General features: G+C 33.4%; 17 protein-coding genes. 5 read left to right on the top strand and 12 right to left on the bottom strand.

Annotated elements, in window-relative coordinates; genetic code table 11:
* Nucleotides 1-29: 29 nt before the first annotated feature.
* The 4 genes from ispF to AC0LWJ_RS09955 form a co-directional block, all read right to left on the bottom strand.
* A complete protein-coding gene (gene ispF / locus AC0LWJ_RS09970; protein ID WP_474239699.1) occupies nucleotides 30-518 on the bottom strand; it encodes a 2-C-methyl-D-erythritol 2,4-cyclodiphosphate synthase in 489 nt (162 codons plus the stop codon).
* Between the two features lie 27 nt (nucleotides 519-545).
* Nucleotides 546-1793, bottom strand: a complete 1248-nt coding sequence (locus tag AC0LWJ_RS09965; RefSeq protein ID WP_474239697.1) for an esterase/lipase family protein — start codon at nucleotides 1791-1793, stop codon at nucleotides 546-548.
* Nucleotides 1794-1874: 81 nt separating this feature from the next.
* Complete coding sequence (ispD, locus tag AC0LWJ_RS09960) at nucleotides 1875-2579, bottom strand: 2-C-methyl-D-erythritol 4-phosphate cytidylyltransferase (RefSeq protein WP_474239723.1); 705 nt, start codon at nucleotides 2577-2579, stop codon at nucleotides 1875-1877.
* A 106-nt stretch (nucleotides 2580-2685) separates the two neighbouring features.
* The gene (locus AC0LWJ_RS09955) at nucleotides 2686-3789 is read right to left on the bottom strand and encodes a PIN/TRAM domain-containing protein (protein ID WP_474239695.1); all 1104 of its coding nucleotides are present in this window, start codon (nucleotides 3787-3789) and stop codon (nucleotides 2686-2688) included.
* Nucleotides 3790-4043: 254 nt separating this feature from the next.
* On the opposite strand from AC0LWJ_RS09955, the gene AC0LWJ_RS09950 reads away from it, so the two are divergent.
* Nucleotides 4044-4439: a nucleoside triphosphate pyrophosphohydrolase family protein gene (locus AC0LWJ_RS09950; protein WP_474239694.1), complete on the top strand. Its 396-nt coding sequence runs from the start codon at nucleotides 4044-4046 to the stop codon at nucleotides 4437-4439.
* Nucleotides 4440-4466: 27 nt separating this feature from the next.
* Here AC0LWJ_RS09950 and radA read toward each other — a convergent pair whose 3' ends face one another.
* From radA to fusA, 8 genes are all read right to left on the bottom strand, one after another.
* The gene (radA, locus tag AC0LWJ_RS09945; RefSeq protein WP_474239721.1) at nucleotides 4467-5816 is read right to left on the bottom strand and encodes a DNA repair protein RadA; all 1350 of its coding nucleotides are present in this window, start codon (nucleotides 5814-5816) and stop codon (nucleotides 4467-4469) included.
* A gap of 103 nt (nucleotides 5817-5919) precedes the next feature.
* A complete protein-coding gene (locus tag AC0LWJ_RS09940) occupies nucleotides 5920-8352 on the bottom strand; it encodes an ATP-dependent Clp protease ATP-binding subunit (protein ID WP_474239692.1) in 2433 nt (810 codons plus the stop codon).
* Between the two features lie 19 nt (nucleotides 8353-8371).
* On the bottom strand, nucleotides 8372-9376 hold the full coding sequence (locus AC0LWJ_RS09935) for a protein arginine kinase (RefSeq protein WP_474239690.1): 1005 nt from the start codon (nucleotides 9374-9376) through the stop codon (nucleotides 8372-8374).
* Between the two features lie 9 nt (nucleotides 9377-9385).
* Nucleotides 9386-9913, bottom strand: coding sequence for a UvrB/UvrC motif-containing protein (locus AC0LWJ_RS09930; protein ID WP_474239688.1), 528 nt, complete (start codon nucleotides 9911-9913; stop codon nucleotides 9386-9388).
* A 34-nt stretch (nucleotides 9914-9947) separates the two neighbouring features.
* Nucleotides 9948-10403, bottom strand: coding sequence for a CtsR family transcriptional regulator (locus AC0LWJ_RS09925; RefSeq protein WP_474239686.1), 456 nt, complete (start codon nucleotides 10401-10403; stop codon nucleotides 9948-9950).
* A 176-nt stretch (nucleotides 10404-10579) separates the two neighbouring features.
* Nucleotides 10580-10756 carry a hypothetical protein gene (locus tag AC0LWJ_RS09920; protein ID WP_474239684.1) on the bottom strand — a complete coding sequence of 59 codons (177 nt, stop codon included), beginning with the start codon at nucleotides 10754-10756 and terminating at the stop codon, nucleotides 10580-10582.
* 51 nt (nucleotides 10757-10807) lie between these two features.
* Nucleotides 10808-12022 (bottom strand): NAD(P)-dependent malic enzyme, encoded by a 1215-nt coding sequence (locus AC0LWJ_RS09915; RefSeq protein ID WP_474239682.1) that lies wholly within the window; start codon nucleotides 12020-12022, stop codon nucleotides 10808-10810.
* A 100-nt stretch (nucleotides 12023-12122) separates the two neighbouring features.
* A complete protein-coding gene (gene fusA, locus AC0LWJ_RS09910) occupies nucleotides 12123-14153 on the bottom strand; it encodes an elongation factor G (RefSeq protein WP_474239680.1) in 2031 nt (676 codons plus the stop codon).
* Nucleotides 14154-14337: 184 nt separating this feature from the next.
* Here fusA and AC0LWJ_RS09905 point away from each other — a divergent pair, with 184 nt between their 5' ends.
* From AC0LWJ_RS09905 to AC0LWJ_RS09890, 4 genes are all read left to right on the top strand, one after another.
* On the top strand, nucleotides 14338-14466 hold the full coding sequence (locus tag AC0LWJ_RS09905) for a hypothetical protein (protein WP_489666437.1): 129 nt from the start codon (nucleotides 14338-14340) through the stop codon (nucleotides 14464-14466).
* A gap of 68 nt (nucleotides 14467-14534) precedes the next feature.
* A complete protein-coding gene (locus tag AC0LWJ_RS09900) occupies nucleotides 14535-15491 on the top strand; it encodes a SagB family peptide dehydrogenase (protein WP_474239676.1) in 957 nt (318 codons plus the stop codon).
* A complete protein-coding gene (locus AC0LWJ_RS09895) occupies nucleotides 15488-16576 on the top strand; it encodes a SagC family TOMM-type RiPP scaffolding protein (protein ID WP_474239674.1) in 1089 nt (362 codons plus the stop codon). Before AC0LWJ_RS09900 ends, AC0LWJ_RS09895 begins: the two co-directional genes overlap by 4 nt.
* Before the next feature lie 7 nt (nucleotides 16577-16583).
* Nucleotides 16584-17942, top strand: coding sequence for a YcaO-like family protein (locus AC0LWJ_RS09890; protein WP_474239672.1), 1359 nt, complete (start codon nucleotides 16584-16586; stop codon nucleotides 17940-17942).
* Nucleotides 17943-18090: the final 148 nt, after the last annotated feature.

Below are 18090 nucleotides of genomic sequence, written 5' to 3'. Positions count from 1 at the left end.
CGTTATTCATGCTTTAAATTCTATTTAATTTATTTACATATGTCAATATCATCTTCCAAAAGACTTACAACAGCATATGCGCAAATGCCCTTTTTTCTGCCGGTGAATCCAAGTCCTTCCTCTGTCTTCGCCTTTATATTGATTCTATCTATGCCTATATTCAACGCTGTAGACAAATTTTTTTCTATGGCTTCTTTGTATGGCAATAATTTTGGCTCCTGTGCAACAATAATACAGTCTATATTGTTAATTTTATACCTTTCTTTTATCATCCCCAAGGTTTTTTTAAGTAAAATCATGCTGTCTATATCCTTATAAGCCCACTCAGAGTCAGGAAAATGCGTACCTATATCACCAAGTCCAGCCGCTCCCAATATACCATCTATTATAGCATGTGTAAGCACATCTGCATCTGAGTGCCCTAATAATCCCTTCTCATATGGTATCTTTATACCTCCTAAGATTAATTTTTTTCCTTCTACAAGTTTATGCACATCATATCCAAGTCCTATTCTCACACTTACACCCCCCATTATCTTATAATGTTAAACATCTTTTATCTCAAAATTACCTTTTTCATCCACTGAAACAGTAAGTTTATGAGACCTTAATCTTGACAACCTTCTCAGTTTTTTATGGATATGTCCTTTATTTGTTGCAATTAAAATTTCATTTTTTATGGGTTCTTTTGCTGAAATATAATATTCACCCTTATTATTTGTATCCATATACCAATTTATCTTGCCAAAAACATTAAATCGTTTTAATCGTTTTTCCCTATCCAGTACAACAATTTTCTTATCTGTTAGTATATTAATAAATGATGCTATCTTCTCTAAAATATTCATCTTAGGACTTTTTTCAACCCCCAAGATATCTTTCAAAATAGGTATTGAGGCATTTAATATCCCACCATGTCCGACATCAAGCGTATATTGCTCTCCTTTGATACCTAAAGCACTTTTATTTAGTACCGTACCATCGCCCTTATTATCTCTTACAACTCCAATAGCCTCTCCATCTGGCCATAGTATATCATCAACAGGCTCCTTTACCTGTATAAATTTATTTGTATATATATTATTCCCAGAAAATACGTATATTTTTTTTACTCTTTCATATAAAAGATCAATATTATTATTTAATTGATTTAAGAATTGATTTTTTTCCTTCATATAAAGTATATTTTTAAATATAACTTTATTATTTACGATTGGATACTTGAATATATAGTTACCATAATCAAATGTCGGCATCAAATTATTTATTGATTGAATAAAATTCCTTATTATCATAAGTTCATCTTTTTCACCTTTAATTTTACCAATCGTCCATAAGAAACCTCTCAAAAGTATATTTGTAAAGTCATCATCATCACCAGGTGGCACAGCACCGCCCTCCCATGCATAATAAGCATTCGCTGCTCCATAATGAGGAGTCGACAAAAATATAAGTTTATCAATATCATTTCTATAATAACAGCTTTGTACATAACTTCTGGCAAGCAAGCCCCCCATACTGTGACAAATCACATCTACTTTATCTGAAGCATTTTTTATCTTAGCTTGATCTATTTTTGATATGAGTGTATTTATGCAATCAGGCACCTTCTTCCACCATTCATAATAGCATATAAAAAGATTCTTGTCCTCTGTATATCCAAGGGTTTTAAGATTCTCCACAAATGGCTCATAAATATAACCGGCAGGTCCAAATGTCCATATTTTCCCAAGAGGTGTAGGAACAAAAATTGAACCAAAAATACCATGAATAAAAATCAATGGCAGTTTCATAAATATCACCCTCATATAATCGGTCCTTGTAATAAATTATATGAGGTACATAGTAAAAAGGTTATTAAAGTATTTTTTCCCTTAACTATAATTATCCATATCTAAGTTGTTTAATAGTGCCTCAGCTATAATCAAATCTTCCGGTGTTGTTATTTTTATGTTTTTATAGCTTCCTTCAACCAATTTTACCCTACTCCCGCATCTTTCTACAAGGACACAATCATCTGTCCCAATAAAATCATCTTCGATAGCTTTTTTATGTGCCATTGTAATTAAATCATAGTCGAATATTTGAGGTGTCTGTATCCCCCATAATGTCTTTCTCTCAGGTGTGTTTATGATAAAATTGTCCTCATCAGCAACCTTTATCGTATCTTTCACAGGAACTGCAATTCCCACTGCCTTATGAATCTTAGCTTCTTTAATACCTTTAGTAATTATTGACCTGCTGATAAAAGGCCTCGCTCCATCATGAATCAATACAATTTCACATCTCTTATCAACAGCCATCAGTCCATTATAAACCGAAGCCTGCCTTTCTTTCCCACCTTCAACAATCCTTTTTACTTTATTTAATCTGAATTTTTTTATAACTTCAATCTGACAATGCTTCATTTCCTCCTTTGAAGATACTACTATAATTTCATCAATTTCCGGAATACCTTCAAATGCCTTTATTGAATAATATAATAAGGGCTTTCCGTTTAAATCTAAAAAAATCTTATTAATGGAACTACCCATACGCCTGCCTTTACCTCCGGCAACAATTATAGCACTTATATACATTAATACACCTTCCATTGCATAATTTTTATTATTGATTATATCACATAGCAAAAAATAAAACATGGTAAAACCGCATCTTAGTTCCCTCCATGTTTTATAAATATTTTCACATTGCTTTTTCCTGTTCAGCATTCTTTGGTTTTGCAAATATCATTCTGCCTGCTGCCGTTTGCAAAACACTTGTAACAATTACCTCTAATGTATCACCGATATGCTTTCTGCCGCTATCTACCACTATCATTGTTCCATCATCAAGATATGCTATACCCTGCCCTGATTCTTTTCCATCTTTGATTATCTGTACCATCATCTCTTCACCTGGAAGTACAACAGGTTTTACGGCATTAGACAATTCGTTTATGTTAAGAACAGGAACCCCTTGAAACTCGGCTACTTTATTCAAATTATAATCATTTGTAATAACCTTGCCATTCATCAATTTTGCAAGCCTTAAAAGTTTTGTATCAACCTCGGCTGCATCAGTTTCCCTCTCAATTATCTGAACTTTTATATCCAATTCTTTTTGTATCTTATTTAAAATATCAAGTCCCCGCCTGCCTCTGTTTCTTTTAAGGGAATCTGAGGAATCAGCTATATGCCTTAACTCCTCCAGCACAAAATTCGGTATTATCAGAGGTCCTTCAACAAAACCGGTCTTGCAAATATCAAAAATCCTTCCATCAATTATGACACTTGTATCAAGTATTTTAGGTATTTCTATTGTCTGTATTTTCGGAACCTTTGCAGGTCCTATTTTTTTAAACATGGTAAATAAATTTGATATTTCTTCTTTTTTCTTTAAAAAAACGTTTATACCAAGATATCCCAAAAAAATATTTAAAATTATAGGTATAATTTTACCTAAAATATAAATTTGGTATATAGGTATGCTTATAAGATTTGCAAGAATTAAACCAACGATAAGTCCAAATCCCCCAATCAAGATTTCATAAATAGATACCTTTTGAAGAGCTGTCTCAATCCATTTTTCAAAGTCTTTAGCCAGTTTTACAAAATTAGGAAAAAGAATAAAAAATATAACACCGCCTATAATTGAACTTAATATACAAATTATCATAACAGTAATACTATTAAATTGTAAATTTACCATATCTTGAAGCTTATAAACGTTGAAAGATAAATACGATACCTCAAACCCAAGTCCCAGACCAATGATTGTAATAACTACTCTGATGATTTTTTCTAACATATATTCACCTCCATTTCTATTATTATCAAAAAAACTCTAAATTATAAGTATGCAAAAAAATAATTGAAATTTAAATACAAATTTTACATGTATAGTACATTTACAATAAAAGTATACTACTTATATATAAAGATTGTCAATTTACATAAAATTTCTCTTATTAAATTTGTTATTTCGTGTAAATATTGACATTAGCAAAAACAGTGTTTATAATAATACTATAATTTAAAATATGATACGGGAGTGGGCATATTATGAAGGATATAATAGTTGATGATCTTCAAAATACCGTTGAGGAATTTTTAATTCGTCACAAAAGCATTTTAGATATAATGACAAAGATACAGGAAAGCAGTGCACGTTTAAATAGGGCTGTTGCAAAATCTGTTACAGAATGCGGTTGTATCAAAATTAATGCATCAAAACAGCAGATACCCCCTGAGACAAGCCTCAAAGAAGCGCATAAATTTATCAAATCACATGTAGAAGGAAAATTATGTGAAAACTGTAAAGAAGTAATTGAAGCTGAGCTCGCAAACAATATGTTTTATTTAATTGCATTATGCAATGAACTTGACCTAAATTTTTATGATATTCTTCTTCAAAAAAATAAGGAATTGCATACATTGGGAGTTTTTAATATGTTTTAATTAAAGTGGGATTACCCACTTTAATGTTTATAACTTTTTTAGAAAATCATATAATGCTTTAATTTCTCTTATCCTTCTAATTTCTATTCCTTCTATGTTATTTACTCTCATTTCCGGAGTAAAAATTCTTGTAAAACCTAATTTTTTTGCTTCAATTATCCTGCGTTCAATACTACCGACAGCCCTTACTTCACCTGTCAGTCCTACTTCACCTGTAAAACAGCAATCATAAGGCACAGGCACATTTAAATAACCTGAAATAATAGCTGCAACAACTCCAAGGTCTACCGCAGGTTCCTGCACCTTCATCCCTCCGGCTATATTTATATAAACATCTGATTGCGAAAGATTAAGCCTCAGTTTCTTTTCTATAACTGCCAACAGCAATACAAACTTGTTATATTCAATACCTGTTGACATCCTTCTTGGTATACCAAAATTAGTGTGACATATCAAGGACTGCACCTCCATCATAATGGGTCTTGTCCCTTCCATGCAGTTGACAACAGCTGTACCTGCAGCATTAAACTGTCTGTCTGATAATAGAAGCTCCGATGGGTTTTTTACTTCCTTTAAGCCATCTGTCATCATTTCAAATACACCTATTTCATTTGTAGAACCAAACCTATTTTTTACAGCCCTTAATATCCTAAATGTCTGACTTCTGTCACCTTCAAAATATAAGACAGTATCCACCATGTGTTCAAGAACCCTCGGTCCTGCAATAGCTCCTTCTTTTGTAACATGACCTATGATAAAAATAGTTATCCCATTTTGTTTTGCTAATCTCAAAAGATGCTGTGTTACCTGCCTAACCTGTGAAACACTGCCTGGTATCGTGCTGCTTTCATCTGTAAACATCGTCTGTATAGAATCTATTATAATAAATCCCGGGATTATCCTTTCAACGTGCTTTTCTATTTTATGTATTGAGGTTTCAGATACTAAATAAATTTCCTGTATATTTTTTATAATTCTATCAGCCCTTAATTTTATTTGCCTTAGAGATTCTTCACCAGATACGTAAAGAACCTTCATATACCGCGACATTAAATCAGAAATCTGTAAAAGCAGTGTTGACTTCCCTATACCCGGATCCCCTCCAACAAGTACCAATGAACCCTGTACTATACCACCGCCAAGTACCCTGTCAAATTCACCAATTCCTGTTTTTACTCTATCCTCATCTTTTGACTGAATATCCCTTAAAAGTTCAACCTTATTAAGCTCTGTATCATTACAACCTGTTTTAAAATTTGAAGCTATGGTTTCTTCTACAAAAGTATTCCATTCATCACAATTTGGGCATTTACCCATCCATTTAATACTTTCAAATCCACACTGCTGACAGATAAATTTTGTCTTTGGTTTCGACATAGAATCACCAGCTTTCATAATATCTTGCAATTATTATACCATATAAAGATATAAAAGCATGGGGCTTTTTATACTATTCCCCATGCTACCGTATTAATCTTCTTTATTTTTTTACATAATCAAATTTCCCATCTTTTACTGTTACAAGTAATTTATCACCTGATTTAACCTCGCCTTTTAGCATCAATTCTGAAAGTTCATTTTCTACTACTTTTTGTATTGCACGCCTTAAAGGTCTCGCACCATATGTGACGTCAAAACCTTCTTTCAAAAGTTCTTCCTTAGCATCATCAGTAAATTCAAGCATGATGTTATTTTCTTTTAACCTCTTGTTTAATTCATCTATCATAATATCAATTATCTTCCTTATATCATCCTTCGTTAACTGATGGAATACTATTATATCATCAACCCTATTAAGAAATTCCGGTCTAAAGACCTTTTTAAGCTCTTCAAGGACATTCTCCTTCATTTTTTCATATGAAGTTGTATCAGCATTCTTTGCCGGCATAAAACCAAGTGTTGACTGTTTCATAATAAACTTTGCTCCAACATTTGATGTCATTATAATTACGGTATTTTTAAAATCAACTGTTCTGCCCTTAGAATCTGTAAGCCTGCCGTCTTCAAGTATCTGAAGCAGTATATTAAATACATCCGGATGCGCTTTTTCTATTTCATCAAATAATACAACAGAATATGGCTTTCTCCTGACTTTTTCAGTTAATTGACCTCCTTCTTCATAGCCTACATAACCCGGAGGCGAACCAACAAGCCTTGAAACTGTGTGTTTTTCCATATATTCTGACATGTCAAATCTTATCATTGCAGACTCGTCACCAAACATGGCTTCTGCTAAAGCCCTTGTAAGTTCGGTTTTTCCAACACCGGTCGGACCTAAGAATATAAATGATCCAATTGGTCTTTTAGGGTCCTTTAACCCTACCCTTGCTCTTCTTATTGCACGTGCCACCGCTTCAACAGCTTCATCCTGACCTATAACCCTTTGATGAAGTACTTCTTCTAAATGCAAAAGCCTTTCTGATTCTTCCTCCTCCAGTTTCTTTACAGGTATTCCTGTCCATAATGATACAATCTGAGAAATCTCTTCAGGTCCTACGCTTTTTTCTTTAACAAAGGAATTTTGTTCCCATTTTGATTTCATATTATTTAATTGTTCTTTAATTTTCTGTTCTTCATCTCTTATCTTGGCAGCTTTTTCATATTCCTGCGTCCTTATTGCTTCTTCCTTCTCTTTATTTAACATATTAATCTTGTCTTCAAGTTCTTTTATTTCCGGAGGTGCTGTCACAGTCTTAAGCCTTACCCTTGATGCTGCTTCATCAATAAGGTCAATTGCCTTGTCAGGCAAAAACCTATCTGTAATATACCTATGAGAGAGTTTTGCAGCTGCCTCTATTGCTTCATCTGTTATTGTAACCCTGTGATGTGCTTCATATCTATCTCTTAAACCCTTTAATATCAGGATAGTTTCTTCAACAGTGGGTTCTTCAACATTTATCGGCTGAAATCTTCTTTCAAGAGCAGGATCTTTTTCTACATGCTTTCTGTATTCGTCTATTGTAGTTGCACCGATAACTTGAATTTCTCCTCTTGCTAAAGCAGGCTTTAAAATATTAGATGCATCTATTGCACCCTCTGCAGCACCTGCACCAATTATTGTATGCATTTCATCAATAAAAAGTATTACATTACCTGCTTTTATAACTTCATTCAATATATTTTTAAGCCTATCTTCAAATTCACCCCTATACTTTGTACCGGCAACCATTGATGCCATATCCAAAGTTACGACCCTTTTATCCTTCAGTATTTCCGGTATCCTGCCTTCTACTATCGCCTCTGCAAGTCCCTCGGCAACAGCTGTTTTGCCGACACCCGGCTCACCAATTAAACATGGATTATTTTTTGTCCTTCTGCTTAAAATCTGTATTACCCTCTCGATTTCTTTTTCACGTCCTATTACAGGATCAAGTTTTCCCTCTCTTGCAAGTTCGGTTAAATCACGTCCAAACTGATTAAGATTAGGAGTATTGGTGGATTTTGACTTTTGACCTTTGTTTTGACCTCCAGACGGCTCCTCCGAAACCATTTTTATTATCTCTTCTTTTGCCCTGTTAAAATCAACACCAGCTTCCATCAAAATTCTAACGGCAACACCTTCTCCCTCTCTTATAAGACCTAACAGAATATGCTCTGTCCCTATATAATTTGTATTAAGTCGCCTTGCTTCAGCAAAGCTTAATTCAAGTACTCTTTTTGCCCTCGGTGTATAACCAACAACATCACCGGGGATATTACCCATACCTATTAAGGATTCAACCCTCGACCTAGTATCTTCATATGTCACACCAAGATTTTTCAAAACCCTTGCTGCGATTCCGTCGTCTTCCTTTATCAGACCCAACAGTATATGCTCTGTTCCTACATAATTATGGTAAAATACCCTTGCTTCTTCCTGCGCCTGATAAAGAACCTTCTGTGCTTTTTCTGTAAATCTTCCAAACATAGCCATTAAAATACACCTCCTGTTTTTATCTCTTTATTTTTTGTACTACATACTCAGCTCTTTTTATATCCCTCTCATAGGGATCAATCTGTTTTCCTAATATCTTTTGTAGATTTCCCGGTTGAATATTAGTAGTTAGTTCGTCTATTTCTTTTATATCTATATCAATTATTTTCAAAACGGCTCCCAACCTAACATCTGACATAAGTTTCATATATTCCTGTGTTGAAAGGACTCTTGCATTTGAAATAAGCCCATATGCTCTTCCGACTCTATCTTCCATTTGAACCCGCCTAATAGTAAACAAATCATTTCTTGCTTTTCTTTCATTATTTATTATTTGCTTAACAACACCTTCGAGATTTTCAATGATTTCTATCTCTCTTTGCCCAAGTGTAACTTGATTTGATAGCTGGTATATATCTCCAAGTGATTGAGTCCCTTCTCCATACATACCCCTTACTGCTATCCCAATCTTCACAACTGAATTTAATATATTCCCAATCTGTCCTGTTATTGATAATGCAGGAAGATGTACCATAACAGATGCTCTAATGCCCGTTCCTACATTCGTAGGGCATGATGTTAGATATCCTATTTTTTCATTATATGCATAATTAATATTTTCTTCTAAAAGGTCATCTATCTTATCAGCTACATTCCAAGCCTCTTTAAGATTTAACCCCTTCATTATTGTCTGTATCCTTAAGTGATCCTCTTCATTGATTAAGATGCTTACCGTATTATCTTTTTTAATAAGGGCATATCCGTTTTTCGTATTTTGAGCAAGGTCAGGACTTATTAAATGTCTCTCTACCAATGACTGTCTTTCAATTGGATTAATATTTTTCATGTCATATTCAATAAATTGTGCAGATAAGATTTCATTGCTATATACAGCCTTTTTTACAATATCTATGACATTTTCTGCATCACTGTCTTTCATGATTGATGGAAAAGGAATATCCTTTATATTCCTTGCGAGCCTTACTCTACTTGACAGTACAACATCATTGTCATGTTCAAACAAATTTTTCACCTACTTTCCGAATTCCTTCTCAAGCTCCCTTATCTTATCCCTTAATACTGCTGCTTCCTCATAGGCTTCTTCCTTAACTGCCTTCTCAAGTTTCTCCTTAAGCTCGTCTATTTCCCTCCTTGCCCTTATTATACCGCCTGTTTTTCTCGGTATCTTTCCTCTGTGCTCTATACTGCCATGTATCCTCCTCATCAGAGGATTAAGTTCATCTTGCAATGCATCATAACAATGACTGCATCCTAATCTTCCCGTCTGTTTAAACATATCATATGTCAAGCCGCAATTATCACATTTTAACTGCTGCCCGACAAACGCATTTCCTACCTCCGGCAGAAAATTCATAAGACCAGCTAATAAATTTTGTACTGAAAAGGGAGTGAAATTGGCAACTGAAGCAAATGTTTCGTTGTTCAACAGACCCTCCTCTGCCGCACATTGTTCACAAAGATTCATCTCGGTTTTAACACCATTTATTATTTGCGTGTAATGGACTGTTGCCGGTCTTTCTTTGCATTTATCACATAACATTTATTTATTCCTCCCTATTTATAAGACTTACATGCTAATAATTTGCAAGTTCCGTCAGCATTACTTTAAACAGCATTGCTCTTAAAATCGGTTTTTTATATTGTGGAACAGACAAAATTTTGTCATTTAATACAACCTTCATCAATTTTGCTTCTCTGTCAGTAATGAGATTGCGATTATATAAAGTATCAATATACATCCTGCTTTTGCTTTCAGTAATACTATCGCCTATTGATTCAATTATATCAGATACCCACTCTTTTGAGATTGGTTTCTTGATAATTTTAATATAACCGCCGCTTCCTCTCCGGCTTTCAATCACATATCCATTATCAATATCAAAACGTGTTTCAAGCACATAATTGATCTGTGAAGGGGCACATTTAAAAATATTAGCAAGTGCATTCCTTTGTATCTCTATATATTCCTCATCCGCCTCATTAATCAATTTTTTGAGAAAATCTTCTATCAAATCACTCAGCTTTGCCATCCCACCACCGCTTTTCAACTTTGACTTTATTTGACCTTACTTATTATTTTAGATGTTAATAAAATTAAGTCAATTTTTATTATTAAGCAAATATATCGTTTTTTAATGATTATTAGAAAATATATTAAAATATCTTATATTACGTTAATATTACTTAAATATCCTTGTTTTTCTATTTAATTTTCTAATACATTATCAATTGTATCTTTAATATATTCAACACTTTCCTTTTGTTTTTCAAACATATCCCATTTCCTCAAAGATGGTAATATGTTTTTTATCTCTTCCTCAAAAATATTATATTCATCATCACTTTCATAATGGTTAAATTTATATAATCGGTTCAAAAACATAAAAATACCTCCTTTACCCTATATTTTTTGTAAAGAAGGTATTTTAATTCCTTAATTCGATTCCATTTTTTCCTTAAGTTTATTAATATCTATTTTGATTTTAGCAACACCGCTTTCCATTGCTGCTTTTGCAGTGCTGCAGGCTACATTTACGGCAACCCTTCTATCAAAGGCTTTTGGAATAATATATTCTTCTGATAGTTCATTATCAGAAACTAATCCAGCTATTGCATATGATGCCATAATTTTCATTTCCTCGTTTATCTCCTTTGCCCGTACTTCCAATGCACCTCTAAATATCCCCGGAAATGCAAGTACATTATTGATTTGGTTTGGAAAATCAGACCTGCCTGTACCAATAATCTTTGCGCCACCTTCTCTTGCCTCATCCGGATAAATCTCCGGCACAGGATTTGCCATTGCAAAAACTATAGCATCCTTTGCCATTGTTTTTACCATTTCACTATTTATAATTCCAGGAGCAGATACACCAATAAATATATCTGCCCCGATAAGGGCGTCTTTTAATGCTCCCGTAAGTTTATTTTTATTGGTTATTTTTGCAATAGCAATCTTGGAAGTATCTGCATCTTGTCTTCCTACATATATAATACCCTTTCTATCGCACATTATAACATCATTTATACCTGCTTTAATAAGCAATTTAGCTATTGCAATTCCTGCTGCTCCTGCACCGTTTATAACAGCTTTTACATCTTTTAATTTTTTATTTACTATTTTAAGTGCATTTATCAAAGCTGCAAAAACAACTACTGCCGTCCCATGCTGGTCATCATGAAAAACCGGAATATCAAGCACATTTTTTAATTTTTCCTCGATTTCAAAACACCTTGGTGCAGATATATCCTCAAGATTTATTCCTCCAAATGTTGGTGATATGTTTATAACTGTTTTTACAATCTCATCAACATCTTTCGTATTCAGGCAAATAGGGAATGCATCAATACCTCCGAATTCTTTAAACAATACCGCTTTCCCTTCCATTACAGGCATAGATGCCAATGCTCCAATATCTCCAAGACCCAACACTGCAGAACCGTCTGTAACAACCGCAACAAGATTGCCTTTGCTTGTATATTGATATACAAGCTCATTATCCCTGTATATCTCTTCACAAGGCTCTGCAACACCCGGCGTATAAACCAATGAAAGGTCTTTGGAATTTTTTACCTGAACCTTGCTTGCAATACTGATTTTACCTTGCTTATCTTTATGTAATTTTAATGCTTCTTTTTTGATATCCATCAAAACCCTCCTTACAGTAATTATTATAGCACATATATAAATATATGCTATATCATTTTCTTATAAGAAAGATATAGCATATCGTAAAGCTTTTATAAAATCAAGCAAGATTATTCATTTTTTTTCTTGCCTCAATAATCTTTGCCGCAATAGGAGGCGGCACTTCTTCATATCTTGCAAAAGACATTGCAAAATCTCCTCTTGCCTGTGTCATAGACCTTAAGTCCGTTGCATATCTCATCATCTCAGCCTGAGGTACTTCTGCCGTTACAACCTCAAACTCATCTTTTGCCTCCATCCCCAAAATATGCCCTCTTCTTTTATTTAAGTCCCCAATAATATCACCCATATATTCCTCAGGAATTATTACCTCAACATGCATTATAGGTTCAAGCAAAACAGGATTTGCCTGTTCCATGCCTTTTTTAAATGCAATTGCTGCCGCCATTTTAAATGCCATTTCAGAAGAATCTACCGGATGATATGAACCATCAAGCAATGTTGCTTTAATATTAACAACCGGATATTTTGCAAGTACACCTTCTTTAAGGCATTCCCTTAAACCTTTTTCAACAGCTGGTATATATTGTTTTGGCACAGCACCTCCAAATATCTTGTCTTCAAATTTAAAATCCTCATTTTGATTTGGTTCAAATTCTATCCAAACATGCCCATATTGTCCATGCCCTCCTGTCTGCTTTTTATGTTTACCTTCAACCTTTGCTTTTCTTTTAATCGTTTCCCTGTATGGTATAATAGGATCCTTTAATTCACATTCAACGCCAAATTTGCTCATTAATTTTTTACATAGTACTTCTATATGCTGTTCTCCCATCCCATAAATAATCATCTGACCTGTTTCAAGATTTTTTTCTACTTTAAATGTACGATCTTCTTCCATAAGCCTTGAAAGCCCGCTGCTTATTTTATCCTCATCCCCCTTTGCTTTTGGCTCAATTGCAAGTGCAAGCAAAGGAGCTGGAAAATGAATTGATTCAAATATTTTTTTATTAATACCATCTGTAAGCGTATCTCCAGTCATTGTTGCTTGAAGTTTTGCAACAGCGCCTATATCACCTGCACCAAGCTGTTGAACCGCTATCTGTTTTTTTCCTCTTAGTATATACAACTGCCCAATTTTTTCGTTCATCTTTTTTGTCGCATTATATACAGTTGAATCTGACGATATACTTCCTGACATAACTTTGAAAATTGATAGCTTACCTACAAATGGATCGGTAATCGTTTTAAATACAAATGCTGAAAAAGATTTATTATTATCTGAAACTGTTAATTCTAAAGGAGATGGCAATATATCAACTATTGTATCCATCAATTTGTCTACAGCAATATTTTTCAAACTGGATCCGCATAATACAGGGATTAAATCAAAAGATTTTACAGCTGCTTTTAAAACATTTATCAAGTCACCTGTCATTAATTCTTCACCAGCTAAAAATTTTTCCATTAATATTTCATCATTTTCAACAATACTTTCAATTAACTCATCTCTAAAAGTTAACATCTTATCCTGCATATCTTCTGGAATATCAACCGTTTCCATCTTATTATTTGTATAAACCTGTGCCCTTTTTGTGAGAAGGTCTATAAAACCTTTAAAACTAACTTCGCTTCCTATTGGCAAGGTCAATGGGACAATTTTTTTCCCGAACTTATCCCGTAACTCCTCCATTACCTTATAAAAATCTGCATTTTCCCTATCCATTTTATTTATATAAATCAACGATGGTATCCTGTCTTTACTTATTAAACTAAAGGCTTTTTCTGTTCCAACTTCTACACCAGATGTCCCACATACCATTAGAACAGCACTGTCTGCTGCTCTAAGCCCGCTTAAAACCTCCCCTAAAAAATCAAAATATCCCGGCGTATCTAACACATTAATCTTGCAATTCTTCCACTCAATAGGAATTAACGAAGTAGAAACCGAAAACTGTCTTTCAATTTCTTCCGGGTCATAATCTGAAACAGTCGTTCCTTCTTCTATACGTCCCATTCTATCTATGGTTTTTGTATTAAATAATAACGCCTCTGACAGTGTAGTCTTACCTGCCCCCCCATGTGAAACAAAACACACATTTCTTATGTCATTTGTTTTATAATCCTTCATATACAAACCCCCTTATTTTATTATTATCTTTATAATATTCTATATATTTTTTTATTTTCCTTTTAAAATTTAAAAAAATTTTTTTAGATTCTGAAAGGAAAAATGAAAATTATGTCGAATACATAAATAGCATTATTAAATATTTGACATACATTAATTCATTAATTTAAAAGGTGGTGAAAATATGCTTAAATTTAACTCCCACATCGGCTCTACATGCTATGGAAATATGCATGTACAAATTTCCCCGGGAGCATGCACAACATGCGGCGGCGGTAATTGTTGCTGCTGCTCCAGCTGCTGCTGCAGCTAATCCCCATATTAGGTACAAGATTCAAATGAACCTTGTACCTAACAAAATTTTTTTGAAAGGAAAATAGTATGGAAAAGAATTTGTTAAACAAAAAATTAGATGAAAAAATGAAAAAACATCCATATTTAAAGGAAATTATCGCCTTCAACACCCAATATTCCATGATGTCGCCATACGCAGATACCACTGTAATAGCATCTCCTGAGCTTATGCTTAGAGGGTATCTGTTTTCTAAGTATAACAGATTTTTGAGCGAAGAATATCTTTTAAACTATCGAACAGATAATCGTTCTATAGGTTTTGAAATGGGAATCGGACGTTTTCAGGCATCAGACGCTGTTCAAACAGCCGCTCACAGAAACTTAAAAGAAGATAAAGAAGAAATAATAAAATTGCCAAAGCATAAAAACATAAGGGCCCCTTTAGGTTCGGTTATCTCTTCAAGAAGAAGTGTGAGAGAATACTCGGGAAGAACAATGCCCCTTGAAGATTTATCAACAATCCTTTACTATGCTCAAGGTATATCAGGGAAGCTCTACTTGGAAGGTGAAACGTATGATACAGATTGCATTAAACTTAGAAATGCTCCTTCTGGAGGTGGTCTTTATCCGATTAACCTTTATGTAATTGCTTGGAATATTAAAAATATTGATAAGGGAATATACATTTATTATCCATATTCTCATTCATTAAAACCTATGAAAAAATCGATAACAATCGATGAATACAGTAAATTAGCAGGATTTGGCGACATACAGGTTGAACGGTCAAATTTTTCAATTATTTATGTATATGACTTTATTGTTAACTCAAGAAAATATGGGAATTCAGCTATGGCATACGCATTTATCGAGGCAGGAGAAATTTCTGAAAATATTCAATTGACATCAACTGCAATGGGCTATGGAGCAACTGATATTGGCGGAACAGAAAAACAGAAAATAGAAAAGCTTATAGAAATTGACGGATTTTTAAGACACGCAATACTTTTTACAATCGTTGGTGAAGGAGTGAATATCATATGAAAAGAGAAGATGCTTACTGCTTTAATGAAAATGTTCGTATGTTTGTTGATACAAAAAATGAAATAAGACTTAGAATAGGGATATGGAATTACGATGAAGCTGTTTTAAATCTTTATGGATTAAAAGAAGACCTATCAAATGGTATAAGAGAAATATTTGCAAGAATGATAAAAGGCGAAGCCGTAACGTTTAATGATATTCAGTCTATGAATATATCAAATGAATCCGCTGAAGATATCCTTCAAATCTTAAATAATTTAAGAGCAGCAGGTATGGTTTGCCTTGAAAATGACAAATTGTCCAAAGAGCAAATATGCTATGCACTTTTAGGTAATCTTGACCTTTACACAAGAAATAATAGCAATAATGAATCTAAACCTCTTTTATTTTTTACAGACAGTCCTTATGCAACCGAAAATGCAAAAGAACTCGTTGAAAAAATGGATTTAAAACTAAATTTTATGAGCGAAGATTTAAAAGATGATATATCAAATTCTAATCTAACCAAAAAAATAAATGGGTTAGAAACAGAAAAAAATCTTGAAAGATATGCTGCTATATTTAAAAATTATACCGGCATTATAGGCTGTTTAAGACAACCCTCAATAAATTTTTTAAGAAATATCAACAGGATAATTGTAGAAATTGAAATGCCTATGATATTATCTTTTATCGATGGACCATTTATTTCTATGATTGGTGTAAATCCCCCAAATACCGGTTGCTTTGAATGCTTTGAACAAAGGTCCTTAGCAAGAATGGAGGACCATATAGGATATAATAATTTTTTAAATTTAAGTACCTTTAATCATTGTAATGAAACAAAGGGGATTATACCATTATTGAATATTTTAACAAATCTTGTTTTGTCAGAAGGTTTTTTATTAAGTACCATTGGAACATCTAAATTTATGGGAAGAGCTTTAAATATTCATGTACCCACATTAGAAATACAAGTACAGGATATCTTGCGTGTACCCTTCTGCCCTGCCTGCGGAGCAATAGCAAAATCTGTTTTTGAAGAAACTAATATCTCTACAAGGGTCATAATCGATGATATTATATCAAAGGCTTTGGGGAGGTAAAAAATGAATGATTAATTATTATCCTTCTTTTAATCATTTGCTAAGAGAATTTACCATTCTTGGTGGAAATCAATGTGGCATTATGCAGGGTTTCACCGTCCCGGTAGTATCTTCACCGCCAGATCCTTACCTTAAATCAATAACTGGTAGAATGCCAAATTATCATAAACTTATTCTTAAAAACCCAACTGCTGAAATGCAATACCATTTAAGCGGTTATGGAATGTATTACGAAGAAGCTATGGTTAAATATATGGGAGAAAGCATTGAAAGGTATTCAACGGTTGTATCTACACATCTCGCAAAGGATAGAATTATATACGCCAGTTATGAAGATATTTCAAAAAAAAATAACGCTATGCCTTTGGAATATTTAAACATTTATACAGCGGAACAACAGATACAACTGTCAAACCTTTTGCCAGCAATTGAACCAAGACATGCTACAAACAAAGATATTATAGGGTGGGTTAAATGTTATTCTCTTATGAATCCCGGAGAAGAAATATGGGTACCATCACAAATGATATTTGTAGGTTTCAAAAAAAATGCAGAAAAAGGCGAAAAAATGTTTGTACCTTCCTTCTCTACAGGCACCGCCTCCCACAGAACAATTAAAGAAGCACTATTCAATGCTTTGTTAGAATATATACAGATAGATGCATTTATTATAAAATGGTATACAAAGATGCCTTCTAAAAAAGTAATAATTGATGACAGTACAATATTACATATCTTAAAAAAAATTAAACTTGGTGATGATTCATCATATGAGGTTATCCCTCTTTATTTGACTCATGATATTGAAATCCCTATATTTGGTGTGTTTTTAAAAAGAAAAGATAAAAAAATACCTTATATATTATTTGGTGTTCAAGGAGACCTTGATGCTTATAATGCTTTGTTAAGGGGAACAATGGAGTCTGCAGCAATCTTGTCCCTCGGGTATTATCATGCTTTATATGACCCACAAATGTACAATATGGCTGACTATAATTCTGCATATACGGACCTTGATACAAACGTCTTGTTTTATGCAAGCCCAAAAAACTACGAAAAAAAAGATAATATAATAAATGAATTAATTAAAGATGAAATTAACTTATCATCATTAAAAACACAGGGAAAAACAAGTGACATCAATACACAGATTGAATATATAATAAAAGAACTGTCAAAGGTTAGTAAATATGCAGTTTATCTTGATATGACACCCCCGGAAGTTTCTGAAATGGGTTGGCATGTAATAAGGGTATTCATACCAGAAATCTGTGGGATGTGCCTTCCTGGTTTCCCCTTTGGTAATCATCCCCGCATAAAAAAACTTGGAGGAATAAAAAATGAGTTTCCCCACCCCTTACCTTAGTCTTATAATTTTACTCGCAACATTATATCCCGTCAATATACCACAGATTATAGGGATAATAACAAAAAATAGTCGAAACTCCGCTAAAAATAACCGGATAAAAATACTTTTTTTACTTTTAATAACATATGCCTTTTTAATATGTATG

It is taken from the genome of Aceticella sp. 75b-Ac, assembly GCF_056032965.2.
This window is presented reverse-complemented; position numbering and strand designations above follow the sequence as displayed.

Coding starts and splice junctions, on each gene's coding strand:
- AC0LWJ_RS09930 (WP_474239688.1), bottom strand. CDS start 9,913: ATGTTATGTGATAAATGCAAAGAAAGACCGGCAACAGTCCATTACACG.
- radA (WP_474239721.1), bottom strand. CDS start 5,816: ATGTCGAAACCAAAGACAAAATTTATCTGTCAGCAGTGTGGATTTGAA.
- AC0LWJ_RS09895 (WP_474239674.1), top strand. CDS start 15,488: ATGAAAAGAGAAGATGCTTACTGCTTTAATGAAAATGTTCGTATGTTT.
- AC0LWJ_RS09890 (WP_474239672.1), top strand. CDS start 16,584: ATGATTAATTATTATCCTTCTTTTAATCATTTGCTAAGAGAATTTACC.
- AC0LWJ_RS09920 (WP_474239684.1), bottom strand. CDS start 10,756: ATGTTTTTGAACCGATTATATAAATTTAACCATTATGAAAGTGATGAT.
- AC0LWJ_RS09915 (WP_474239682.1), bottom strand. CDS start 12,022: ATGGATATCAAAAAAGAAGCATTAAAATTACATAAAGATAAGCAAGGT.
- AC0LWJ_RS09940 (WP_474239692.1), bottom strand. CDS start 8,352: ATGGCTATGTTTGGAAGATTTACAGAAAAAGCACAGAAGGTTCTTTAT.
- AC0LWJ_RS09925 (WP_474239686.1), bottom strand. CDS start 10,403: ATGGCAAAGCTGAGTGATTTGATAGAAGATTTTCTCAAAAAATTGATT.
- fusA (WP_474239680.1), bottom strand. CDS start 14,153: ATGAAGGATTATAAAACAAATGACATAAGAAATGTGTGTTTTGTTTCA.
- AC0LWJ_RS09905 (WP_489666437.1), top strand. CDS start 14,338: ATGCTTAAATTTAACTCCCACATCGGCTCTACATGCTATGGAAATATG.
- AC0LWJ_RS09900 (WP_474239676.1), top strand. CDS start 14,535: ATGGAAAAGAATTTGTTAAACAAAAAATTAGATGAAAAAATGAAAAAA.
- AC0LWJ_RS09955 (WP_474239695.1), bottom strand. CDS start 3,789: ATGTTAGAAAAAATCATCAGAGTAGTTATTACAATCATTGGTCTGGGA.
- AC0LWJ_RS09950 (WP_474239694.1), top strand. CDS start 4,044: ATGAAGGATATAATAGTTGATGATCTTCAAAATACCGTTGAGGAATTT.
- AC0LWJ_RS09965 (WP_474239697.1), bottom strand. CDS start 1,793: ATGAAACTGCCATTGATTTTTATTCATGGTATTTTTGGTTCAATTTTT.
- ispD (WP_474239723.1), bottom strand. CDS start 2,579: ATGTATATAAGTGCTATAATTGTTGCCGGAGGTAAAGGCAGGCGTATG.